General features: G+C 49.7%; 19 protein-coding genes and 1 riboswitch. Of the genes, 17 read left to right on the top strand and 2 right to left on the bottom strand.

Features of this window, described 5'->3' with window-relative positions; genetic code table 11:
- Window positions 1–120 precede the first annotated feature (120 nt).
- From ODZ53_RS08380 to ODZ53_RS08300, 17 genes are all read left to right on the top strand, one after another.
- A complete protein-coding gene (locus ODZ53_RS08380) occupies window positions 121–1,197 on the top strand; it encodes a tartrate dehydrogenase (RefSeq protein WP_372676616.1) in 1,077 nt (358 codons plus the stop codon).
- Window positions 1,198–1,217: 20 nt separating this feature from the next.
- Window positions 1,218–2,642 carry an aldehyde dehydrogenase family protein gene (locus ODZ53_RS08375; protein ID WP_372676615.1) on the top strand — a complete coding sequence of 475 codons (1,425 nt, stop codon included), beginning with the start codon at window positions 1,218–1,220 and terminating at the stop codon, window positions 2,640–2,642.
- Window positions 2,639–3,409: an SDR family oxidoreductase gene (locus ODZ53_RS08370; protein WP_372676614.1), complete on the top strand. Its 771-nt coding sequence runs from the start codon at window positions 2,639–2,641 to the stop codon at window positions 3,407–3,409. The genes ODZ53_RS08375 and ODZ53_RS08370 overlap by 4 nt, the downstream gene beginning before the upstream one ends.
- A gap of 62 nt (window positions 3,410–3,471) precedes the next feature.
- Window positions 3,472–4,527: a TRAP transporter substrate-binding protein gene (locus tag ODZ53_RS08365; protein WP_372676613.1), complete on the top strand. Its 1,056-nt coding sequence runs from the start codon at window positions 3,472–3,474 to the stop codon at window positions 4,525–4,527.
- Between the two features lie 65 nt (window positions 4,528–4,592).
- The gene (locus ODZ53_RS08360; RefSeq protein WP_064200096.1) at window positions 4,593–5,060 is read left to right on the top strand and encodes a TRAP transporter small permease; all 468 of its coding nucleotides are present in this window, start codon (window positions 4,593–4,595) and stop codon (window positions 5,058–5,060) included.
- 7 nt (window positions 5,061–5,067) lie between these two features.
- Window positions 5,068–6,342 carry a TRAP transporter large permease gene (locus ODZ53_RS08355; RefSeq protein ID WP_372676612.1) on the top strand — a complete coding sequence of 425 codons (1,275 nt, stop codon included), beginning with the start codon at window positions 5,068–5,070 and terminating at the stop codon, window positions 6,340–6,342.
- Between the two features lie 16 nt (window positions 6,343–6,358).
- Window positions 6,359–7,723: an FAD-binding oxidoreductase gene (locus ODZ53_RS08350; protein WP_372676611.1), complete on the top strand. Its 1,365-nt coding sequence runs from the start codon at window positions 6,359–6,361 to the stop codon at window positions 7,721–7,723.
- Between the two features lie 147 nt (window positions 7,724–7,870).
- On the top strand, window positions 7,871–9,499 hold the full coding sequence (locus ODZ53_RS08345) for a formate--tetrahydrofolate ligase (protein ID WP_199929644.1): 1,629 nt from the start codon (window positions 7,871–7,873) through the stop codon (window positions 9,497–9,499).
- Window positions 9,500–9,634: 135 nt separating this feature from the next.
- Window positions 9,635–9,735: riboswitch (cyclic di-GMP riboswitch) on the top strand.
- A 72-nt stretch (window positions 9,736–9,807) separates the two neighbouring features.
- A complete protein-coding gene (locus ODZ53_RS08340) occupies window positions 9,808–11,781 on the top strand; it encodes a methyl-accepting chemotaxis protein (RefSeq protein ID WP_372676610.1) in 1,974 nt (657 codons plus the stop codon).
- A gap of 114 nt (window positions 11,782–11,895) precedes the next feature.
- On the top strand, window positions 11,896–12,753 hold the full coding sequence (locus ODZ53_RS08335; RefSeq protein WP_087350417.1) for a transporter substrate-binding domain-containing protein: 858 nt from the start codon (window positions 11,896–11,898) through the stop codon (window positions 12,751–12,753).
- 251 nt (window positions 12,754–13,004) lie between these two features.
- Window positions 13,005–14,525 carry a degradosome RNA helicase CshA gene (gene cshA / locus ODZ53_RS08330; protein WP_372676609.1) on the top strand — a complete coding sequence of 507 codons (1,521 nt, stop codon included), beginning with the start codon at window positions 13,005–13,007 and terminating at the stop codon, window positions 14,523–14,525.
- Window positions 14,526–14,857: 332 nt separating this feature from the next.
- A complete protein-coding gene (locus tag ODZ53_RS08325) occupies window positions 14,858–16,288 on the top strand; it encodes a PTS mannitol transporter subunit IIBC (RefSeq protein ID WP_087351155.1) in 1,431 nt (476 codons plus the stop codon).
- Between the two features lie 63 nt (window positions 16,289–16,351).
- Window positions 16,352–18,457, top strand: a complete 2,106-nt coding sequence (locus tag ODZ53_RS08320) for a BglG family transcription antiterminator (RefSeq protein ID WP_372676608.1) — start codon at window positions 16,352–16,354, stop codon at window positions 18,455–18,457.
- Complete coding sequence (locus tag ODZ53_RS08315; RefSeq protein WP_016739619.1) at window positions 18,454–18,888, top strand: PTS mannitol transporter subunit IIA; 435 nt, start codon at window positions 18,454–18,456, stop codon at window positions 18,886–18,888. The genes ODZ53_RS08320 and ODZ53_RS08315 overlap by 4 nt, the downstream gene beginning before the upstream one ends.
- 6 nt (window positions 18,889–18,894) lie before the next feature.
- Complete coding sequence (locus ODZ53_RS08310) at window positions 18,895–20,055, top strand: mannitol-1-phosphate 5-dehydrogenase (RefSeq protein WP_372676607.1); 1,161 nt, start codon at window positions 18,895–18,897, stop codon at window positions 20,053–20,055.
- Between the two features lie 17 nt (window positions 20,056–20,072).
- Window positions 20,073–21,794: a phosphoenolpyruvate--protein phosphotransferase gene (gene ptsP / locus ODZ53_RS08305; protein ID WP_372676606.1), complete on the top strand. Its 1,722-nt coding sequence runs from the start codon at window positions 20,073–20,075 to the stop codon at window positions 21,792–21,794.
- 18 nt (window positions 21,795–21,812) lie between these two features.
- Window positions 21,813–22,070, top strand: coding sequence for an HPr family phosphocarrier protein (locus ODZ53_RS08300; RefSeq protein ID WP_064200074.1), 258 nt, complete (start codon window positions 21,813–21,815; stop codon window positions 22,068–22,070).
- 65 nt (window positions 22,071–22,135) lie between these two features.
- Here the strand turns inward: ODZ53_RS08300 and ODZ53_RS08295 are convergent, their stop codons facing one another.
- Together ODZ53_RS08295 and ODZ53_RS08290 are read right to left on the bottom strand one after the other, a co-directional pair.
- Window positions 22,136–23,812 (bottom strand): sulfatase family protein, encoded by a 1,677-nt coding sequence (locus ODZ53_RS08295; RefSeq protein ID WP_372676605.1) that lies wholly within the window; start codon window positions 23,810–23,812, stop codon window positions 22,136–22,138.
- A gap of 135 nt (window positions 23,813–23,947) precedes the next feature.
- Window positions 23,948–25,015: a YeiH family protein gene (locus ODZ53_RS08290; protein WP_372676604.1), complete on the bottom strand. Its 1,068-nt coding sequence runs from the start codon at window positions 25,013–25,015 to the stop codon at window positions 23,948–23,950.
- Window positions 25,016–25,131: the final 116 nt, after the last annotated feature.

Raw genomic sequence — 25,131 nt, 5'->3', positions numbered from 1 at the left:
AGTGGAACGGATGGAAGACTTTTATCCGGTCAGGGTGCAGGATACGGAGCTTGGCATTAATCATGCAAGTGGATAGTGTGATATGAAGTCGAAAAATTTAGATTTTTAGGAGGGAGACCGTTGTTACACTATTCCATTGCAGTAATTCCAGGAGACGGAATCGGTCCCGAGGTCATGGAAGAAGGTCTGAAGGTGTTGGGAGCCATAGAAGAGAGTCACGGCGGCATTCGGTTTGCCCGTGATGTCATGGATTGGAACTGTAGCTACTATCTCCAACACGGCAAAATGATGCCGGAGAATGGACTCCGTATATTAAAAGACTATGATTTGATTCTGCTTGGTGCAATCGGTGCGCCCGAGGTTCCTGACCATGTCTCTGTGTGGGAGTTGATTTTGCCTATACGCCGGGCATTCCAGCAGTATGTGAACCTTCGCCCGGTCAAGCTGCTAAAAGGTCTGGAAAGTCCTCTTCGCTATAAGGACCATGCTGATCTCGATTTCGTCGTGGTGCGGGAGAATACAGAGGGTGAGTACTCCAATATGGGCGGGCGGATGCACCAGGGTACACCGTACGAAATGGCGGTGCAAAACAACGTATTTACCCGGTATGGCACAGAGCGCATCCTCAAGTACGCTTACGCACTCGCGGAAAAGCGTTCGAAAAAGAGCGTGACCGCAGCAACGAAGTCCAACGGCATCAACCATTCCATGCCGTTCTGGGATGAGATCGTCAAGGAAGTCAGTCAGGAATACCCGGGTATCCAGACCAATCTGTATCATATCGACGCACTCGCTGCCTATTTCATCACGCGACCAGAAACGTTTGATGTCGTTGTCGCGAGCAACTTGTTTGGAGACATTTTGACTGATCTCGGGGCGGCAATCGTAGGAGGTTTGGGCTTGGCCCCTTCCGCGAATATCAATCCGGAGCGCAAGTATCCCTCCATGTTTGAGCCCATTCACGGCTCTGCGCCGGATATCGCGGGCAAAGGAATCGCCAATCCGATCGCACAAGTATGGAGCCTCGCCATGATGATGGATCATCTCGATTTGCCAGAGCTCAGTACTGTCATCATGAACGCTATCGAAAACGTGCTGCAAGATGGCGAGGTGCTCACTCCTGATCTTGGGGGGACGGCGACCACAAAAGAATTAGGAGACGAAATCGTTCGCCACATCTATCAAACAACGAGATAAATATAAGGGAGGAAGAGGACATGGAAGCGAGATCGTATGATTTGTACATCGGTGGAGAATGGGTGAAAACCGAGAGCTACATCCCTGTCCTTCACAAGTACACAGGCGAGTGCATCGCACGTATTGCCAAGGCTTGTCAGCAGCATGTAACAGAAGCGGTGGAAGCTGCGTGGGAGACGTTTAAGGCGGACAAATTAACACCTTTTCAACGATACAAAATCTTGCTGAAAGCCTCTGAGCTCATGGAGGAACGCCGGGACGAGATGGAGCAATCCTTGATTCGCGAAGTGGGCAAAACGCGCAAGGACGCCAGGAATGAGCTGGATCGTACGATCAATACACTTCGCTTGTCGGCAGAGGAAGCTAAGAAAATTCACGGGGAAATGATTCCGCTGCAAGCAACGGAAGGCTCGGAAAACCGTCTGGGCTTTACCATTCGGGTGCCAAAAGGAGTAATCGGTGCTATTACGCCGTTTAACTATCCCTTGCTGCTCAGCACGCACAAGATCGCGCCAGCGCTAGCCGCAGGAAATACGCTGGTGGTTAAGCCAGCTACAGTCACGCCTATTGCAACCTTTCTGTTGGTGGAAATCCTGGAGGAAGCGGGCATGCCAAAGGGGTACGTCAATATCGTGACAGGGGCAGGCAGTCAGGTAGGGGAATGGCTGCTGGACGAAGAACGCATCGCCATGTACACCTTTACCGGGTCGGGAGAAGTTGGTCGCCGCATCAAGGAGCGAAGTGGCATGCGTCCAGTTGCGCTGGAGCTAGGCAACAACTCTCCCAATATCGTGCATCTCGATGCAGATTTGGAGTTAGCGGCCCGCCAAACAGCCTCCCGCAGCTTTCACAATGCGGGTCAGGCGTGCATTGCTGTCCAGCGCATTTACGTGCATGAATCTGTTATGCAGGCGTTCAGTGATTTATATATCTCGCATGTCCTTCAATTGAAGGTAGGGAATCCGGAGGACCCGGAGACGGATGTCGGACCGATGATCAGTGAAAAAGAAGCGAGCCGCACAGAGGAATGGGTACAGGAAGCGATTAGCCAAGGGGCCAGATCGCTTTTGCCTGTCAAACGGGAGGGTGCTCTCTTTTATCCGGCTGTGTTGGTGGATACAAGGCCAGAGATGAAGGTGGTTTGCCGGGAAGTGTTCGCGCCCGTCGTCACGATCATTCCGTACAGTGACCTTGAAGATGCTTTTACCCAAGCCAACGATTCGGAGTACGGTTTGCAGGCAGGGATTTTTACCCGTGATTTAAACGTCGCGATGAAAGCAGCACGCGTGCTGGAGTACGGTGGCGTGGTGATCAACGACGTATCGACCTATCGCAATGACGTCATGCCATACGGCGGAATCAAAAACAGCGGACTGGGCAAGGAAGGTCCACGTTACGCAGTCGAAGAGATGACGGAAGAGCGAATGGTGGTGATCAACCTATGAGCGGTCAGCTTTTGCAAGGAAAAACGGCGATTGTAACAGGGGCTGCCTCAGGAATGGGCAAGGCCATTGCGAAGCTTTTTGCAGACGAGGGAGCCAACGTCATCCTGGCTGATTTGAACAAAGAAGCGGCAGTATCAGTCGCCCAAGAGCTGCCACAAGGGAAAGGTCATGCGGTACAAACAGATGTGGCAGACGATACGAGTGTCGCTGCACTTGTGAAGGAGACGCTCGAAGCGTACGGCTCGATCGATGTCCTGGTCAATTGCGCGGGTGTTCCCCAAGCGTTTACCCCCATTGAGGAGCTGACCTTGGAGCAATGGGATCGCATCATGTCTGTGAACACGAAGTCGATCTTTTTGACGACAAGGTATGCGGTCCCCCACATGAAGGAGAAGGGGAAAGGCAGCATCATCAACATCGCTTCGATTGCCGGGATCAGAGCCCGTCCGGGGCTGAATGCGTACTGCGCGTCCAAGGGGGCCGCTATCATGTTGAGCAAGGCATTGGCGATAGAGCTTGCTCCTTTTCAAATCCGGGTCAATGTCATCAATCCAGGGCCGGCAGAGACGCCGATGCTGGGTAAGTTTATCAATGGAGATGAAGCGGAAGTTGAAGCCGGGAAAAAGGATATTTTCATCAGCAGTGTTCCATTGGGCATGTTGATTCAGCCGGAGGATATCGCACAGGCGGCTCTCTATTTGGCTTCTGATCTATCTAAAATTGTCACAGGCGAGGTCATGAATGTAGACGGTGGAAGGGGCATTTAGTAAAATGAACTAAATTTTCATATTATTTTAAAAATAGGAGAATCAACAGGGGGTACTATCGCATGTTTCGGAAGAAGGGGAGCTTCGTACTAGCGAGCATCATGTCTGTGTCTGTATTTCTAGCGGCGTGCGGGGGAGGAGGCGGTCAACAGACTGCTCCGCCTGCTGGACAAGCTGGGGGGACTGAAGCGTCGAAAAGTGACGGACAAAGCTATGTATTCAAAGCAGGGCATTCACTGACAGAGGATCATCCATACCATTTGGCGTTGAAAAAAATGGCCGAGGATGTGGACAAGCGCTCGAACGGAAAAGTAAAAATCGAGGTGTATCCGCTGAGCCAGCTAGGAGCGGAGCGTGAATTGACAGAGGCGCTGACCTTTGGAACGGCGGATATGTCGATTACCTCGACTGCGCCTGTAATGAACTTCCATCCGAAGCTGGGCGTGCTGGATCTTCCGTTCTTGTTTGAGAGCCGTGAGCAGGCGTACAAGGTACTTGACGGTCAAGTCGGACAAGACCTGCTCAAGGATTTGGAAAACGCCAATCTGGTCGGGCTGGCTTGGGCTGAAAACGGCTTCCGTCATATAACGAACGGTTCAAAGGTGATCAAGAAGCCGGAGGATGTGGCAGGGCTGAAGATACGCACGCAGGAAAATCCGATTCATCTGGCTGCATTCGAAGCATTGGGAGCGAAGCCGACCCCGATGGCTTGGACAGAGGCGCTGACGGCGCTGCAACAAGGAGTTGTCGATGCCCAGGAAAATCCGGCGATTGTCGCACAGACCTACAAGTTGTATGAATCCAAGCAAACGCAAATGGCCCTCACCGGGCACGTCTACTCAGCGGCGATGATCTTGTTCAGCAAGCCTGTATGGGATAAGCTCCCGGCAGATGTCCAGCAACTTCTTGCCGAGGAAGCCAAAAAAGCGGGTCAGTACGAGCGCGAGTTGATGATCAAGATGGAAGAAGAGGCCATTACCACTATTAAAGCAAAAGGTGTAGTCATTACCGAAGACGTCGATAAGCAAGCTTTCCGCGATGCGATGAAGCCTGTCTACGACAAGTTTTCCGGTCAGTTCGGCAAAGAGCTGGTGGATCAAATTGTAAATACAAAATAAACAGCAGAAGGGAGACGAGCCACTCTGGCTTTTCTCCCCTTTTTTCCTGCGAAAGGAGATTGTGTGTGGGCAACCTTGTTTCCAAAATAAACAGCATCCTTCGTTTTTTCATCATTGCCCTTCTGGCTATTATGGTGATCGCTGTCTTCCTGCAGGTGCTTTTCCGTTTTTTGCTCGACCAGCCCTTGGCCTGGACGGAGGAAGTGGCTCGGTATTTGCTGATCTGGATCACGTTTCTGGGATCAGCGTACGCAATGTCGATCAAAGCACACATCGGTACGGAATACATTCAAAAGTACTTGTCGCCGCGCATGAACAAGCTGGTGCTGGTTATTGCCGCTTTGTGTAGTCTTGTCTTTTTTTCCGTCATGGTTCAGCAAGGCTACTTGTTATCAGCGAGAAGCATGACACAAACCTCACCCACTCTGCTCGTCCCAATGGGCTATGTATACATGGTGATTCCGATCAGCGGTGCCTTACTCATCATGAACGTGATCCATGTGACATGGAAAGACATTACCGGGAAGGAGTGACCAGATTGTGGGTACGATTTTGTTTTTAACACTGTTGGTGCTCCTGATCGTGAACGTACCGATCGGGGTGGCACTGGGATTGTCTGTCGTTGTCGTGTTTATGCTGGAGGGGAACATTCCTCTTCTGGTTGTGATTCAGAAAATGTTTAACGGGACAGATTCCTTTCCATTGATGGCGATCCCGTTCTTCCTCTTGGCAGGAAAGCTGATGGAAACAGGCGGAATCTCTGCGAGGCTAATTCGTTTTGCGAATACGATTGTCGGGAACCTTCCGGGAGGATTGGCTATCGTGGCGGTCATGGGTTGTACCTTTTTTGCAGCGATATCGGGTTCTTCTGCCGCAACAACAGCAGCCGTAGGGGGAATTTTGATCCCGCACATGGTCAAAAAAGGGTATCATGTCCGGTTTTCTGCGGCCTTGCATGCAACAGGAGGAACGATCGGTGTCATGATTCCTCCGAGTGTGCCGATGGTTTTGTACGGGGTAGCAGCGAGTGCCTCGATTAGCGACTTGTTTATTGCCGGGATCGGACCGGGTATTCTCGTAGCGATCTCACTGATTATGTACTCGTATTGGATCAGTAAGAAAAACGGCTGGGGTGGCGGTGAGAAGCATACGCCTAAAGAAATATGGGAGGCATTCAAGGACGCCATTTTGGCGATTCTCATGCCGATCATTATCCTTGGCGGTATATACGGAGCCATCTTTACTCCGACAGAAGCAGCGGTTGTAGCCGTGATTTACGGTCTGATTGTTGGGCTTTTCGTCTACCGGGAGATCAAGTGGAGGGACTTGGGGGAAATATTCGCGGGCTCTGCCAGTATGACAGCGGTCATCATGCTTATTATCGCGACCGCCAACGCATTTGGCTATCTGATGACGAGGGAAAACATCCCGCAGGAAATTGCACAATTCATGCTAGGGATTACCGATAGCACGATCATCACCTTGCTCATCATTAACATCTTGCTGCTCATTTTGGGGACGTTCATGGAAACGGCGGTTACGATCATTCTCCTGACACCGATCCTTTTGCCGATCACGAATTCTTTGGGCATTGATCCGGTGCTATTCGGAGTGATCATGGTCGTCAACTCCGCCATCGGTATGCTGACGCCACCGGTTGGGATCAATTTGTTGGTAGCAGGAAATATTGCGAAGCTCCAGAATACGGAGATTGAGCGAGCGGTGATCCCGTTTTTGGTCATTATGATCGTCGATTTGATGCTTATCACCTACATTCCTGAAATTAGCTTATTCCTTGTTAACTTGAGCAAGTAACGGAGGGGGAACCAACGTGGATTACAAGCAAGCGTTAGTGGGATTGCTGGGGGAAGAACGAGTATCGACCAACCCCACAATACTGGAGCATCACAGCCATGATGAATCGTACCATACCCCGCATCTTCCCGATGTGGTCGTGTTTCCGCAGACGGCAGAGGAAGTCAGCCAAATCATGAAGCTGGCAAACGAAAAGCGCATTGCAGTAACGCCGTTTGGCATGGGGAGCAGTCTGGAAGGCCATGCGATTCCTTATGCGGGTGGAATCAGCATGGATTTTTCCTTGATGAACCAAGTGCGGGAGGTGCGACCGAAGGATTTCCTCGTGAGAGTCCAGCCAGGTGTGACGCGCACCCAGCTCAATAAAGAGTTGAAAAAGCACGGATTGTTTTTCTCCGTCGATCCTGGCGCGGACGCAACTTTAGGTGGGATGGCTGCTACAAACGCCAGTGGAACGACTTCTGTTCGCTATGGCGTGATGCGTGATCAGGTTCGCGATCTGGAAGTGGTGACGGCAGACGGACGTATCATCCGTACAGGGAGCATGACAGCCAAGTCCTCCTCAGGCTACCATCTTACTGGGCTGTTTGTCGGGTCGGAGGGAACGCTTGGAGTATTCACAGAGCTGACCTTGCGTGTTTACGGCATCCCTGAGGCGACAACGGCGGCGCGTGCCAGCTTTCCTTCGGTTCAGGATGCTGTCGATACCGTCGTAGATATTCTCGGAGCGGGTATTCAAGTAGCGCGAATTGAGCTGGTGGATGAACGTTCCATCCACCAAGTGAATCTGTACAAAGAAACGAGCTACCCGGAAGCACCGACGCTGTTTATCGAGTTCCACGGCAGTGAACAAGGGCTCGCGTATGATATCGATTTTGCGCAGAACATCGCCGATGGACATGGCTGCACTCAGTTTCTCTTTGAAACCGATTCAAAAGCGAGGGCGCAGCTCTGGGACGCTCGTCATAACCTGGCGTATGCCTTCCTGCACAAATCCCCCGGGAAAAAGCTGATGGTGACAGATGTTTGCTTGCCGATTTCCGAGCTGGCAGGAGCCGTTGTGGACGCCCGGCAAGCCATTGATCGCGCTGGGCTGGATGGAGCGATTGCAGGGCATGTCGGGGATGGGAACTATCACGCCATCCTAATGATCGACCTGAATGACCCCGAAGAAGTTGCGCGTGCCGAGGAAGTAAATGCCCATCTGGTGGAGTACGCATTGAGTCGGGGAGGAACCTGCACCGGAGAACATGGTGTGGGTGTGGGGAAAATCAAATACCAGCGCAAGGAACATGGAGAAGCACTGGACGTTATGCAAGCCATGAAGCATGTGCTGGACCCGAACGGCATTTTGAATCCAGGAAAAATTTTCGGGAGATAACAGAGAGCCTGCATTCTGAACGTTTGTCGGAATGTGGGCTTTTTCTTTTGCGTAATGTGTCGAAGAGGAGAGGAGAAAGGATGATTATGCAGAATGTAGAAGATTGGTAACTGGTGCATTACATTCTGGTGTGGCAGGGAGGCAAAAATGAAGTCTATTGTTGAAATTGCCAAGAGTGCAGGTATTGAAGAACAGCATTTGGAGCTATACGGAAAATATAAAGCCAAACTATCAGATGAACTATGGGAGCAAGTGAAGGATCGCCCTGATGGCAAACTGATTCTTGTTACAGCGATGAACCCCAATCCGGCGGGAGCAGGCAAGACGCTCACGACGATTGGTCTGTCACAATCTTTAAATCATCTCGGGAAGAAAACAATGGCAGCACTTCGCGAGCCGTCCTTGGGTCCTTGCATGGGGATCAAAGGAGGCGCAACTGGAAGCGGCCAGGCACAAATTCTCCCGGCTGATGAAATTAACCTGCATTTTACAGGGGACATTCACGCGATTACAGCTGCACATAACTTGTTGGCAGCGATGATCGACAATCATATTTTTCATGGCAATCCGCGCGGACTCAATCCAAAGAAAATCGTCTGGAAACGAGCTATGGACATGAACGACCGCGCACTGCGAAACATCGTGATTGGTCTGGGTGAAGGTAATGGTATGACGCGTGAGGATGGCTTCATGATTACGACCGCGTCGGAAATCATGGCGATCTTATGCTTGAGTGAGAATCTAGCAGACTTGCGCGAGCGGTTGAACCATATCATTATTGGCTACGATTTCAATGATCAGCCTGTACGGGCAGAAGAAATCAACGCGGTTGATGCGATGTGTGTTCTCTTGAAGGAAGCCATCAAGCCCAATCTCGTACAGACAATCGAGGGAACCCCGGTCATCATTCACGGTGGACCTTTTGCCAATATCGCACATGGGTGCAGCAGTGTGATCGGAACCAAAATGGCCTTGAAGCTGGCAGATTACGTCGTAACAGAGGCTGGATTTGGTGCCGACTTGGGAGCCGAGAAGTTTTTTGACATCAAGTGCAGAAAAGCAGGTCTGACTCCATCGGCTGCTGTCGTGGTCATTACAGTTCGTTCGTTGAAATACAACGGCGGGGTAAAAGTACCAGACTTGGCAGTGGAGAACTTGTCTGCTCTGGAAAAAGGCTTCGAAAACGTCAAGCGACATCTGGAAAACCTACAGAAGTTCGGTGTGCCAGCAGTGGTGGCCATTAATCATTTTGCGACAGATACCCAAGCAGAGATTGATGCTGTCATTGCGCTGTGCCAAGCGGCTGGAGCCGAAGCAGCGCTCTCTAAAGTGTGGGCAGAAGGAGGAGCAGGCGGTGTCGAGCTGGCTGAAAAAGTCATTCGGGCAGCAGAGCTGCCTTCGTCTTTCCGATTCTTGTATGAGGAAGGCCTCAGCATTAAAGACAAGATTGAGACTGTCGTGAAAGAAGTATACCGTGGATCAGGAGTTGTCTTTTCGCCGTTGGCATTAAAAACGATGCAAAAGGTAGAAGAAATGGGCATGTCCCATCTGCCTGTGTGCATGGCGAAAACACCTTACTCTTTTACGGATCGCGCTGATCTGTTGGGGGCACCTGTAGACTTCACGATTCATGTGAGCGAAGTGCGCATATCAGCAGGAGCTGGTTTCATCGTGGCACTGACCGGAAGCTTGGTTACCATGCCTGGCCTCCCGAAAAAGCCGGCTGCGGAATCGTTATATGTAGACGAGGATGGCCAAGTGATTGGATTAAGCTAATCAAAAAGTGTGACAAAAAGCTGACAGCTGTAAAAGGTTGTCAGCTTTTTTTCCATTTTGAGGTTTATCGGCGGAAAGTTATGGGAAATGAAAGGTGTGATTGAAAAAATGTGCACTTAATTGAAAAACAACAAGGAATGACAAAGGCAAACTTGCTGAAAGGCAGGGACGCAAAGCCACGGGTCTAAGGACGAAGGTCAAATGACTTTCGCAGCTAGGACAGCCGGGTTGCCATACCGTAGTCATGATGGGCTGTCGGTGGGCAGTCTTTTTTTTGTTGAAAAAAGAGAAGGGAGAAGGGATTCGGTATGAAAAATAGTTTGAAGAATAAGCTAATTATCGTTTTGTGCCTGCTGTTGGTGATAAGTTTGGGTACGGTTTGCGGTGCAAGCTATTGGAGTGCTTCCAACCTTTTGGCAAACAGTCTGGACAAAGAAGCTGAGCTGTCAGCTAGCAATCTCTCGATTCGTATCGATGGTTTCTTTCAAGAGAAAATTGAGATTGTACGAGCGATAGGAGGGTTGATGTCGGCAGATCAAAATGTCGAACAAGACCTGAAACTCATTCAAGAAGCCCAAAAGAAAAACCCCGAGTTTGAGACGTTCTTCTTTTCGCATGACTTAAGCGGTAAGAAAGTGATCAATTTCAAGGGTGAAGTGACCGACATCTCGGATCGTCCGCATATTAAGGAAGCCAGCAAAGGGGAAGGGAAGGTTGTTGTCTCTGAGCCAGTCGTTTCGAAGCGGACAGGGAATAACATCGTGACACTGGTCGTTCCATTGATGAAGGACAACCGTCAATACGGTTACATCGGTTCTACGATTCCAATCAATGAGATCCAAAAAAAGGTGTCTGAAGAGAAATTTGGCGAATTAGGTTACGCCTTTTTAGTAAGCAAAACAGGAACATTTATTTATCATCCGAATAGCGAGTACATTCTGAAGGAATCCATTCTCAATATGGGTATTCTTCAACTTCAGACTGCTTTTGAAGATATCAAGCAAGGGAATCATGGAATCGCCCAATACGAATACGAGAATACAGAGCGATTTGCTTCCTATGCGCCAACCAATTTGAACTGGGGGATATTCATCACTGCACCCGTAGCGGAGCTACATGCACCTGTCGATCAACTGTTAGTCCGATTGACGGTTATTTCCCTCATCGTATTGGGGCTTGGGGTTGTCCTCGTTTATTTCTTGGCTGTACGCATGGTGAAACCAATTGAGCGTCTGAATCACGCAGTAAATGTAGTGGCGCAGGGGAACTTGAAAGAGACCGTAACGGTTGACGGAAAAGACGAGATTGCGGTTCTGTCCCGTGACTTTAACCAGACGGTATCACACTTGAAAAATTTGATCGAAGACGTATCACTGTCGTCTGATCAAGTTCAGCGTTTTAGTCAGGAAGTCTCCGAAGGTATTAAACAAGCGACGGAAAACATCAACCAAATCGGGTTGTCTATCGAACAGATTTCTGAGGGAGCAGAGGCGCAGGCATCCAGCTCGCAGGAAATCGCATTGTCGATGACTGACATGGCAGCAGGCATCGTGAAAATCGCGGAGACGTCTGCACATGTTTCTGAGGCTGCCCAGATCGCAACAGAGCAGGCTGAGCAAGGGACTGCTGTGGTAGAGCAGGCAGTTCGCCAGATGGGAAGCATTGGCGAGGGAACTTCGAAGGCGACTGTAGCCATCGAGCAGCTCAACAATCGCTCCAAAGAAATCGAAGGCATTCTCGATACGATTAGTCAGTTGACCTCGCAAATCAATTTGCTTGCCTTGAACGCTTCGATTGAGGCAGCACGTGCTGGCGAGCATGGACGTGGGTTTGCTGTAGTTGCTGGTGAAGTGAAAAAACTGGCGAACCAATCCGAGGAATCCGCATCGAAAATTGCAATGCTGATCGGCGAAATCCAGCAGGATACTCATCACGCAGTAGAGGTTATGACCGAGGGTAACCAAAACGCACAGCAAGGTATCCAACTGGTCGAAGAGGTTCGCGAAATCTTCGAGCATATTTTGGAATCTTCCCGGAACGTTGCCGCGCACATTTTGGAAGTATCCGCAGCATCTGAGCAAATGTCAGCAGGCTCCCAACAGGTGAGTGCTTCTGTAGATGAAATGCATACCATTGCAAAGCATGCTTCACTCGACGCGCAAACTGTGGCAAGGGCAACCGAAGAGCAGCTTCAAGCCATCCAAGAAATTGGCAAGTCTGTCGAGCATTTAAACACAGTGGCGGAAGAATTACAGCAAGGAATCGGCAGGTTTTCGGTGTAAGAAGCAGCTCATCAGATTGTAAGTCCTCTTTTTGAAAGGGGGGATGCCATTAGGGGATGATGGAGTTTGTTTCTATAACTAAATTCATTACCGTTTAACAGGAGGAGAACCCAGATGAAAAAAATCACACAAACAATCTTGGCGAGCACACTCGCTGCAACTATGCTCATGACATCAGGAACAGGTGCTTTTGCCGCAACAGCGGTTAAGCCTGTCCAAACTGTAGCGGCTGAAGCTGCTAAAAAACCACAAGTGAAGAAGTTTGAGTCTCGTTTGGACGAAATCATTGCGAGAGGCTACATCCTCGTAGGTACTCCAGGTGACTACAAACCGTTTACATATTTGAATCCGAAAACAAACCAATTCGAAGGTTACGATATCGATGCGATGAAGGAATTCGCAAAAAGCCTGGGCGTAGAGGCGCGTTTTGTCCAAACCTCTTGGCCGACACTGATGGATGATTTGTTGGCAAATAAATTCGATATTGCTGTCGGAGGCGTTACGCGCAACACAGACCGTCAGAAAAAAGCGCATATGAGCGATCCTTATATTATGTTCGGTAAAGCTCCACTCATCCGTGCAGAAGACAAAGACAAGTACAAGAGTGTAGCAGACATCAACAAGCCAGAGGTGCGTATTGGTGTGAATCCAGGCGGCACCAACGAAAAATTCGTTCGTGAGCACCTGACAAAAGCAACTGTGACGGTTGAACAAAACAACCTCGACATTCCTGGTCTGGTAGCAAGCGGTAAATACGATGTGATGATCACGGATACGCTGGAAGCGCTTGTATATTCCAAAGCAGATTCCCGTCTGTACGCTGCTCTGACCGACAACCCGTTCACAAAGAGTGAAAAAGCGTACATGATTCACCGCGGAGATACGATTTTCGCAAACTACTTGGATCTGTGGATGGATGAAATGAAACTGCAAGGAAAGTTTGATGAGCTTTACAACAAATGGGTAAAATAGTCGAATAACAGACAAGCAGCCTGATTCTGGGCTGCTTTGTTATTTTTACAAGATTCATCACCAAAAAATCAAACAATTTGGGTATATAAGCTGTTTGCTTTTTTGGTCATTGCATGGTACGATTACAGCTATGTTCTTTAGGGCGCTACGTACAATCGGGATAAAAGGGCATGTTCCGGATCGTAAGGAATAGTGCCCTTTTTTTTGAGAATTTTATAGATGAAGGTATTGATAAAGGAGACTGACATTCATTGGCGACTTTTAATGATTTTGGCTTACACCACTCCATTGTTAGAGCTTTGAGCAACATGGGTTTCGAAGAAGCTACAGCGATTCAGGATCAAACGGTTCCTGTAGCACTGCAAGGTCGTGACCTGATCGGTCAAGCACAAACAGGTACAGGTAAAACGGCTGCATTTGGTATTCCGCTGATTGAACGCATGGATGAAACAAACGGAAATATTCAAGGGGTTGTATTGACCCCAACTCGTGAGCTGGCTGTTCAGGTTGCAGAAGAGATTAATAAAATTGCCCAATTTAAAAACATCTCTGCCCTGCCAATCTACGGTGGTCAAGACATCACGCGTCAAATCAAGGCGTTGAAAAAACGCCCGCAAATCATCGTAGCAACACCTGGTCGTTTCATGGACCACATGAGAAGAAGAACGATTCGTCTGGATGCCATCGAGGTAGTGGTTTTGGACGAAGCGGATGAAATGCTGAACATGGGTTTCATCGACGACATTAAGGAAATCTTGAAAGAGGTTCCAGAAAGTCGTCAAACCCTGCTGTTCTCCGCAACGATGCCGAGAGCGATTCAGGAAATCGCCCAGCAGTTCATGAACGAACCAACCATCATTCAAGTGAAAGCAAAAGAAGTAACCGTACCAAACATTGCACAGGAATACATGGAAGTAGCTGAAAAGCAGAAGTTCGATGTACTGTGCCGTTTGCTGGATATTCACTCCCCTGAGCTGGCTATCATTTTCGGTAGAACCAAGCGCAGAGTTGATGAGCTGTCCGAAGCCCTGACCAAGCGCGGTTATGGTGCAGAAGGTATCCACGGTGACTTGAACCAAGCGAAACGCGACAGCGTGCTCCGCAAGTTCAAGGAAGGTACGATCGAAGTGCTGGTAGCGACTGACGTGGCTGCACGTGGCTTGGACATCAGCGGTGTAACGCATGTATTTAACTTTGATATTCCACAGGACTCCGAGAGCTACGTTCACCGTATCGGTAGAACGGGACGTGCTGGTAAAACAGGTCTGGCAATCACGTTTGTGACTTCCCGTGAAATCGACCATCTGCGTCTGATTGAGCGAACAACGAACCGTCGCATGGAGCGCCGTGCGGTTCCTTCGATGGCTGAGGCTTTGGAAGGTCAACAAAAGATGACGGTAGACAAAATTCTCGAAGCATCTGGAAGAGACGATCTGTCTGCTTATAAAACGCTGGCAGAGCAATTGCTGGAGGATGTCGATTCCGTAACACTCGTATCCGCAGCACTCAAGCTGTTGACCAAAGAGCCAGATATGACTCCTGTTCGCCTGACAGAAGAGGCTCCACTTCGTGTAGGGAAGAAAAAGCTACCTCCAAAAGGAAAAGGTGGCTTTGGTTCCGGTTCCGGTTTTGGTGGAAAACGTCCATCTCGCCCACGCAATGGCGAATATCGTCCTCGCGGCGGCGAATCTCGTCCGCGCAGTGGCGACTCTCGTCCACGCAGTGGTGACTCTCGTCCACGCAGCGGTGACTCCCGTCCACCACGCAGCTAGGAATCGAGCGGTATAGCAAGCAAAGACTGATGTGCACATGTGCGCATCGGTCTTTTTTTGTGTGGACTACCTGCGAATATTTAGGGAAATCCGTGAAAAACTAGGTTGAAAAGTGATCAAAGTTGAATCGGAAAATTTGTAAGGAGAAGGCTTCTGCAGCTGAGCAGAGGTCTTTTTACTGTGGGCTATTAAGTTTTGGCAACAACGAGTCAGACAAATTCGCGCTTTGATTTTGTTGTTAGCCTCTATGAAAACGCTTTATATTTGAGATGAACACATTACCTTTTCAATCATGTCAACATCTCATAAATAGGGGTAAAGGAGGGTGCAGTATGGAGAGCGTGGAAGCAAAAAACGCTTCGGGTGGAATACGGGTCTCGGTACAAAAGTTTGGACGATTCTTGAGTGCGATGGTCATGCCAAATATCGGTGCTTTCATCGCTTGGGGATTGATTACCGCTTTATTTATTCCGACAGGTTGGAGGCCTAACGAAGAGTTGGCCAAATTGGTCGGACCGATGATTACGTATTTACTGCCACTGCTGATCGGTTATACCGGCGGAAAAATGGTCCATGATGTTCGAGGCGGGGTCGTAGGTGCCGTCGCTACGATGGGGGTTGTCGTAGGTGCAGACATCCCGATGTTCTTGGGAGCCATGATCATGGGTCCTTTGGGCGGCTGGGTCATAAAAAAAGTAGACCAGTTGTTCGAAGGAAAAATTCGTTCCGGCTTTGAAATGCTGGTAAATAATTTTTCCGCGGGTATTGTTGGTGGGTTACTGACACTTTTGGCATTCAAGGCAATTGGGCCTGTTGTTGTAGGCTTGAGCAAGGCGCTTGCAGCGGGTGTAGAAGTCATTGTAGGTGCAGGGCTGTTGCCGCTTGCCAGCATTTTCATCGAGCCAGCGAAGATTCTGTTCCTGAACAACGCGATTAACCACGGTATTTTGAGCCCAATCGGTCTGGATGAAGCGGCGAAGATAGGTCAATCGGTTTTCTTCCTGCTTGAATCCAATCCGGGGCCAGGTTTGGGAATTTTGTTGGCATACTGGCTTGCTGGCAGAGGTAGTGCCAAGCAATCGGCTCCGGGTGCTGTCATCATTCACTTCTTCGGAGGTATCCACGAAATTTACTTCCCGTATGTGCTGATGAATCCGCGCTTGATTCTGGCGGCCATTGGTGGCGGGATGGCTGGTGTGTTTACCTTCACGCTGCTTGGCGCAGGATTGGTGGCGCCACCGTCTCCAGGTAGTATTTTCGCCTTGATTGCAATGGCACCGCGTGGTGGATTGCTACCGGTACTGGCTGGTGTGTTGGCCGCGACTGTCGTGTCTTTCCTTATCGCATCTGCTCTCTTGAAAATGAGCGCGAAGACAGACGAAGATGAACTGGAAAAAGCGACAGAAAAAATGCAAGAGATGAAAGGCAAAAAAGCGCAGGAACAAGAAGTAGTAGAAGCTCCCGTGAAGCATGAGGTTGCTGCTGCTGACGTGAAGAAAGTCGTCTTCTCCTGCGATGCGGGTATGGGCTCCAGTGCGATGGGAGCGGCGTCTTTGCGCAAAAAGTTCAAGGATGCGGGCCTGACCGAGATTACGGTCATCAATACGGCGATCAACGACATTCCAAGTGACGCTGATATCGTCATTACGCACAAGTCTTTAACAGAGAGAGCGCAGGTCAAAGCGCCTTCTGCGGAGCATATCTCCATTGAAAATTTCTTGAATAGTCCCGAGTATGACAAGTTGGTCAAACGCCTGGGGTAATGGGAATCAACGCTAGTGAGAGCTAGCGTCTTCCCTCTTTGGCGTTTAGGAGGGAACGAAGACATGCATGTATCCTCTCGACAGCGATCCATTATCGAGATTTTATTGAAGGAACAAAAAGGAGTTACCGTTGGTTCGATCGCCGAGCAGATTGGGGTAAGCGGCCGTACCGTTCACAGGGAATTGGATGCACTGGATTCCTTTTTTGAAGAATTTGAACTGGAGTTAGTAAGAAAAACAGGCTCAGGACTTGAAGTGGTGGGGACCGACGACCAAAAGAGCGCACTCAGAATGTCTGTCCTGCATCACATGACGAAGGAATACACCGCGCAGGAACGTAAGGCCATCATCCTGTGCGCGCTCCTGGAGGCATCGGAGCCAGTCAAGCTGATTTCGCTGGCGATCGATTTGAAAGTGACGACCGCGACCATCAGCCATGATCTGGATGATTTGGAGACCATGCTCGCTCGTTACGATTTGTCACTCTTGCGAAAAAGAGGGTACGGCGTAGAGCTGCAAGGTACAGAGTCGTCCAAGCGGCGAGCGATTAGTCGACTGATTGCCGAGCATTTGGATGATCACGAGCTGATAGGGATTATCAAAGAAAATATTCAAAACAAGGCACTGCGAGACATCGACTCGATAGCGGAACGGCTACTTGGCTTGATTGACCGGGAAAAGCTGATCAAGATCGAGAATGCATTGAGCCATCTGGACGAGGAGCTTCCCTATCCTTTGGCAGACAGCGCCTACCTCGGATTGGTCACACATTTGGCGTTGGCCATGGAACGGATTGAAAAAGGGGAAGGCATTCATTTTGACGAGCATACCCTTAGTGAATTGATTGGAACTCCTGAATACGAAATTGCCAGCAACATCATGGAGCGGCTGAAGCAAATTTTCCAAATGGAAATCCCGGCGGATGAGATCGGCTATATTACGATGCATTTGCGGGGAGCCAAGCTGCGGCATTCTCCGGATGATCAGGTATGGCCCGAAAATACGGAGCTTATGGTCATTACGAAACGCTTCATTCAAGCCTGCGAAGAACGCTTGGACATTCCGCTTAGTAATGACGCCTCGCTATTCCATGGGCTGCTGACACATTTGGAGCCAGCGTTGTACCGATTACAGCGGAAGATGGAGATTCGCAATCCGATTCTCGAACAGATCAAGCAAAACTATTCAGAGCTATTTGCTGTAACAAGTGAAGCAGTCCATACGATTTTGCCAGAGCTACAGGTTCCAGATGAAGAGATCGGATACCTGGTGATGCATCTTGGTGCGGCATTGGAGAGAACGCGCCATGAGCAGCAATGGTACCGGGCATTGGTAGTATGCTCCAGCGGGATCGGCTCCTCCAAGATTTTGGCAACGCGCATTAAAAAAGAAATACCGGAAATCGTCAGCCTGAAAAATCTGTCCATGTTTGATTTGGGAGAGGTTCCGGCAACGGATTATGACTTGATCATTTCCACCCTTCCATTGCCGCTCGATCCAGCGGAATATGTCGTGGTCAGCCCGCTGCTTCCGCCAGACGATATCCAAAAAATTAAATATCAATTGCACACGACGAGCCAAAAACAATCCCATCAGGAGAAAAGTCAGCCGGTTCCCGCAGGACAGCAGTCCATCGAACAACTAAGGGCCATGCAATACTACACTGCGTATGCCAATGAGCTTTACGATGGGCTGTGGGGAATGAGATGGGATAACCGTGATCAGGACATCGCCCAGCTTTTGAGCCAAATCATCAAGAGGCAAAAAGAGCGCGGAACGATTGAGGAGGTCGAACCGGTAGTCAAGCAGCTGATTGAGCGGGAAAAGCTCGGCGGTTTAGGGATTCCGGGAACATCCTTGGCCCTTTTTCACGGAAGAAATGAAGCAGTGAACAAGGCGTCTTTTACCTTTCACCAATTACGAGAGCCAGTGCTTCTTCGCTCGATGGATGAAGAAGTGATATCCATTGATATGCTTCTGTTACTTCTAGGGCCGAAAGAAGTGCCGAAGGAAGGGCTGGAAGTACTCAGCGAGATCAGCTCCCTTTTGATTGAAGAAGAAATGCAAGCAGTTTTGAAAACAGGAGAAACACAGCAAATTGCTGATTATATAGCGGGCAAAATGTATGGGTTTTGCCTCAAAAAGATAGGAATGGAGAGAACGAAATGAAAAACATACTGACAGCAGAAAAAATCATGTTGAACGCAAAGGTAGCCAATAAAGAAGAAGCGATCAGACTGGCAGGACAATTGCTTGTGCGTGCAGGCCACGTAACGGAGGCGTATCTAGAGAAAATGCAGGAGCGCGAGCAGTTGGCGACCACATATATCGGAAGCGGCGTAGCCATCCCGCATGGAACAAACGAATCCAAGGCAGAGATTCAATCCACTGGGATCTCCATCATTCAGGTTCCCGAGGGCGTAGATTTTGGAGAGGGCAATACAGCTTATTTGCTGGTGGGCATTGCTGCTGTTGGAGATGAGCATTTGGAGGTGCTCTCGAACATCGCAATTCTTTGCTCCGAGGAGGAAAACGTCAAGCGGATTGTGAACGCGGCTTCGGCGGAAGAAATCATCGCGATGTTCTCCGAGGAGGTGTAATCCCCTATGCTAGCTGTACATTTTGGAGCAGGGAACATTGGGCGAGGCTTTATCGGACAACTATTGCAAAAGGCTGGTTATGAAATTGCGTTTGTGGATGTCAATGCGGCTTTGGTCGATGAGCTGAATGAGCGAAAAATGTATCGCGTGCAACTAGCAACAACAGGAAAACCGGAGTCGGTCGTGGAAGGAGTTCGAGCGATAAATGGTCAGGATGTAGCGGCGGTAGCTGAAGCGATCGCAGCTGCCGATTTGGTAACAACGGCAGTTGGTCCTAACATTCTTCAGCACATTGCAGGGGCCATCGCAGCCGGCATTACCCAAAGACTTACTGTTCATGCAAAGCCACTGAATGTGATTGCATGCGAAAATATGATCGGCGGCAGCGAGAAGCTGAAGGAGCATGTGTATGAGCATCTGACGAAATCGGTTCAAGCCCAGGCAGCACAGTGGATCGGATTCCCCAATGCAGCCGTAGACCGGATTGTTCCTTTGCAGCAGCATGCTGACAAGCTTCTGGTTATGGTGGAACCGTTTTTCGAATGGGTAGTAGATTCGTCGCAGATGGTTGGAGAAGTCCCGGCTATTGAGGGCGTTACGTATGTAGAGGATCTGGCGCCGTACATCGAAAGAAAGCTGTTCACCGTCAACACGGGTCATGCGGTCATCGCGTACCTGGGGTATCAGTTGGGGATGAAAACGATTGATGAAGCGATGCGAGACGACCGGATTGTTCAGGCGACACGCGGGGCTCTTCAGGAGACAGGTGCACTGCTTGCTGCCAAGTACGGATTTGACCCGCAAGTTCATGGGCAGTATGTAGAAAAAATCCTCGGCAGATACACCAACCCGCTACTTTCTGACGATATTGTCAGGGTGGCACGTTCGCCGATTCGCAAGCTGTCGCAGCATGATCGTTTGGTCGGTCCAGCGCTGCAATGCATGGATAAAGGAATGAATCCAGAGCATTTGGGACTAGCGATTGCAGCGGCACTGGCATTCGACTATCCCGAGGATGCGGAGTCCGCACGGATACAAGCAAGCCTGAAAGAGTTTGGATGGGAAAATACATTACACAATTGTACCGGCATTCCGGCAGGTCATCCGCTTGAGGAGATCGTGCGCGAACAGGCACGCAGATTGAAGGAATGGTCAGGTAGCCATTGAGAAAGGCTGGTGTTACGATGTCCCAAAAGATCACAGGTGTAAAAGCTTCAGCAGGTATAGCCATTGGCAAGGCGTTTTTACTGACAACGCCCGATTTACAGATCAATACCGTAGCGATTGAAGATCCGGCGAATGAAATCCAGCGCTTTCAAGAGGCGTTGGCTCGAGCGAAAAATGATTTGGAGGGCATCGTTCTGCGCGTGGAGCAGGAGATGGGGACGGATCATGCAGACATTTTCAAAGCTCACCTGCTCGTCTTGGAAGACCCGGAACTAGTCGATACCGTCAAAGATAAAATTACGAGTGAAAAGACAAACGCCGAAAGTGCCTTGAATGATGTCGCACAAGCATTCATCGGACTTTTCGAGCAAATGGACAACGAATACATGCGGGAGAGGGCAGCAGATATTCGTGACGTGACCAAACGTGTACTATCTTACTTGCTCGGTGTACCGTTTGCAGGACTCGGTGAGCTGACAGAAGAAGTGATCATTGTAGCAGATGATTTGACGCCTTCTGATACGGCTCAATTAGACCGTCGCTATGTCAAAGGCTTCGTCACAGACATTGGGGGTCGAACCTCGCATTCGGCGATTATGGCACGTTCTCTCGAGATTCCTGCTGTTGTTGGAACACAAGGGATTACTCGTGAAGTTCAGCCAGCAACGCTCATCATTCTCGACGGGCATGAAGGAATCGCGATTATCGACCCGAGTGAAGAAGAGATCGCTGACTACAAACGCAAGCAGGCTGATTACGAAGCGCAAAAAGCCGAACTGGCGAAGCTTGTGAACGATAAAACGATCACGTTGGACAATCATCATGTCGAGCTTGCCGCCAATATCGGAAGTCCTGAAGATGTTGCTGGGGCAATCGCCAACGGAGCTGAAGGTGTCGGGCTGTTCCGCACGGAGTTTCTGTACATGGGACGTAATGATTTCCCGACGGAAGAGGAGCAATACCTCGCGTACAAGCACGTGCTGGAGCATATGGGCGACCGCCCGGTGGTTATTCGTACATTGGACATTGGCGGGGACAAGCATCTCTCTTACTTGGCTTTGCCAGAAGAAATGAACCCGTTTCTTGGACATCGCGCCATCCGGCTGTGTCTCGACAACCAAGAACTGTTTCGTACGCAGCTGCGTGCTCTATTGCGCGCAAGTGTACACGGCAATCTGAAAATCATGTTTCCGATGATTGCGACACTAGAGGAGTTCCGCCAAGCGAAAGCAATTTTGGAGGAAGAGAAAAAATCGTTGGTCAATCGCGGAATTGTAGTATCCGATCAGTACGAAGTGGGTATCATGATTGAGATCCCTGCTGCGGCACTGATGGCCGATCAATTTGCACGCGAGGTTGACTTTTTCAGCATTGGTACCAATGATTTAATTCAATACACAATGGCAGCCGACCGTATGAACGAGAAGGTCGCTTATCTCTATCAGCCTTATCACCCTGCCGTTTTGCGCTTGCTGCACAACGTCATTAAAGCAGGGCACGCGCAGAACAAGTGGGTCGGTATGTGCGGGGAGATGGCTGGCGATCCAATCGCGATCCCGATTTTGTTGGGAATGGGTCTGAATGAATTTAGTATGAGTGCAGGGAGCATTTTGCCTGCGCGCCAACAGCTGAGTCGTTTGAGTGCAGAGGACGCAGCGAAACAGATTGATACGGTTTTGCAGATGAGCACTTCTGCGCAAGTAGAGGCGTTCGTGAAGGAATGGCTTGAGAGAGTGTAGGGAAGGAGGTAAATCAGAATGGTAGAGAAAAAAATAGTGGTTCAATTGGCGCACGGCCTGCATGCACGTCCTGCTGCGAACTTTGTGAAGGTGGCCACGTCTTTTTCCAGCGAAATTAAAATCATCAAAAATGAGAAAAATGTAAATGGCAAGAGCATCATGGGCATTATGGCAGCAGCGATTGGAAAAGGGGAAGAAATTACTCTGATCACCGATGGTGCCGATGAACAGGAAGCGATGGCAGCATTGGAAAAAGCATTGACCGAACAGGAATAGGGAAGAGAAAAGGAAAGACGAGAAGCCCCTCTATTTGAGGGGTTTTTCTGTTGTTCAGGGAAATTTTACGTAGACAGTAGTTGTGCGAAAGGGGGAGAAAAGGGGGTCAGTCGTTTTTGGGCGCGTTGTTCCTCTAAAAGCAGCTCCATTTTCAGGCGGACGCGCTCCGAGTGTGTGTTTTTGTAAAGGGGGATAACCATATTCCGTGTTTCCAAAGGGTCGGTCGTGAGATTGTACAATTCGTAATCATTCATCGTAGGGTTGTATACATCTCCGGCAAAATAGCGGGAGTATTTCCATAAAGCGCTGTGCCCGGCAGAATTCATGCAGGCGATGACGGTTTCTATCCGATTCGGAGGAATGACAGAGTCATAGGGTTGGTGTTGCACGTTCACCTGATGCTGTCCTTTTGTCACATCGTCGTCCGTCATGAAGTAGATCGGCACGCTGGGGATAGTATCCGTTTCGTGGGTCAAGATGATGGGAGTAAGATCACGACCAACAAGAGGGCGTACCTCGCTATGTGTATAGGTCAGCTCGTCACGCAGCCTGTCTGTGTCTGCTCCAGCCATCCCGAGTAGTGTCGGAAGAATATCCACATGACTGGTTAACAGCTCTGTGGAGGTCGCGAGTGGAAAAAGGAGCGGGTTGTGGATAATGAGGGGAATGTGAATCGCCTCTTCATAGGCACAGTACCATTTTTGATACAGCTTGCCGTGAGCACCCAACAATTCACCGTGATCGGATGTGAATACGACCAGTGTCTCGGGATAAAACGAGCTGGCGACGAGTGCTTCAAGGACACGCATCATTTCCCGATCGGCGTTTTTTTGGAGTTGATAGTACAGTCTTCGGTAATGGGCTTGGTCCGAAATGGGTTGAAACGCTTGTGGATATACCTCTTGATAACTGGCTTGGCAGCGCGGCTTTGTCGCAAGTGATTCGTACTGAGTAGGGGGCGGGGCAACTGTGGGAACGGACTTATCCACATGGAAGCGAAAAAACGGTGAGCTCGCAGAGATATCCCCATAGATGGCGATATCATGTGGATTGACGAAGGACGCCACGATCAGCCAAGGGTGGTAGCTTTCCGCGGAGCCTTTCTCCTGATCTAATGCATGGAGCAGCTCGATGACTTCACTGCTGTACACCACATCACGACCATTTACTCCGATGGCTGCGGACGAACCGGAGTTATGCGGCGCTATTCCGTGCGGTTCGGGACCAATCCAACTGGAGAAGCCATAGCCGTCCAGCCGATCGGCAAGCAAGTATAAGCGTTCCTTATCGGGATCAGGGACCCCTGTTCCAAGGGTATAGCTGGGGGTAGGAACATGGGTACCCGGTACCCAAATGTCGGCATCGGAAAAATGCCACTTGCCTTTATAGAAACAACGATAGCCCGCTTGGCGAAAATAATTTCCCATCGTCGGGACAGTATTGCGATCAAGCCAGAACATGTCGCTGTCGGCAGAGCGTTTAGCGGCGCCGCTGGTCTGGGTGACGCCGTGCAAAGAGGGATACTGACCAGTGAATAAGGTAGCTCTGCTAGGGCAACAGGCTGTGGAGCCAACGTAATGACGCTTGAATTCCAACCCATGCTCTCGCAAAAAAGCATGGGCGTGGAGTGTATCCTCCCTCCATTCACGTATCGCAGGCTCTTCATAAACAGGGGGAAATCGTTCCTGATCCACAATGATGAATAAGATATTCGGTCGTCTCCTCAACCATTTTCTCGACATATAGATCCCCCTCGGCAAAGATGTACACATCTTTATCAACATATGGGGATAATCTTTGTCCTTATCCACAAAAAAACTCGCCGATCATCAAGAAATCGGCGAATTCGAATTCGGGTGTTTGGTTATCCACAGTTTTTATACCAATGCAAAGGAGAGCACCGACAAAAGAATCGAGGTAATACTCATGGCAATCAGTGGGCGCGCCGCTTTTGTCCGCAGTGCACGCAGATTGACATTGAGCCCGAGCCCGACCATCGCCATGGTGAGCACGAAGGTTGTGACATTGGCGATGCCATTATGGAACGCTTCTGAGACAGGAATGGATGTGCCGAGAACGTAGCTTCCAAAAACACTCATGGCGAGGAAGCCGATCAGGAACCAAGGGAATTCGATCTTGGTGCCACTTTGTAATTTCCCGGAGCGTTTCATCCAAACCATCAGGATAAAACAGAGCGGAACCAACAGGAGTACACGCCCCAATTTTGCCAGCAGGGCAATCGCTAGCCCATCTTGACCCGCTGGTGCAGCAGCCAATGCAACATGCGCAATCTCATGCAGACTAATTCCTGACCACATGCCGTATTCGACCGCGGACAGGGGAAGGAATGGCCGCAGGATCGTGTAGGCAACGGCAAACAGGGTTCCGACGAGTGCGATCATACCTACCCCAATAGCGGTATCTTCATCCTTGGCAGCAATGATAGGGGAGACGGCTGCAATGGCCGCTGCTCCACAGACACCTGTACCGACTCCGAGCATGAGGGAGAGGGAAGAGTCTGCTTTCAGCCACTTGGCTATCAGCATCGTAACCACAATGGCAAAAATAATGACACCAGCGTCATAGACGAGAAGCCCGAGACCTTGATTCAAGACGACGTCGATATTGAGCTTGAGCCCGTACAAAATAATAGCCAGACGAAGTAAACGTTTGGCGGAAAATTGAATCCCTGATCGCAATGCTTCCGGATATCCACGAAAATGCCGGTAGGCGACCGCGATCAGGATCGAACAGGCGAGAGGGCCGACCTGTTGAAAGCCAGGTATTTTTGCTAAGCCGTAGCCTGTCAGGGCGATGAAAAAAGTAAAAGCGATTCCAGCTATCCACAGCGAGAAGGATGCAGGTTTGCTTTCGTTGTTTTTTGCGGGCTGTACGCTGGCATTGCTTTCATTCAATGGCACGCTGTTTTTGATCTGAGTTGCCATTGCCATCACTCCTCGAAAAGTTTTACAAACTCAGCATACGGCAACTGTTATAATAAGAAAAATAAATCATTGCGATGATCATCATAAGTGAAATGAATGATTAGTGGTGGAAAGGA

This window comes from Brevibacillus sp. BD137, from assembly GCF_041644655.1.
GTDB lineage: Bacteria > Bacillota > Bacilli > Brevibacillales > Brevibacillaceae > Brevibacillus > Brevibacillus brevis_D.
Note: the sequence above shows the minus strand (reverse complement) of the source record. Positions and strands in the feature narration are given on the sequence as shown.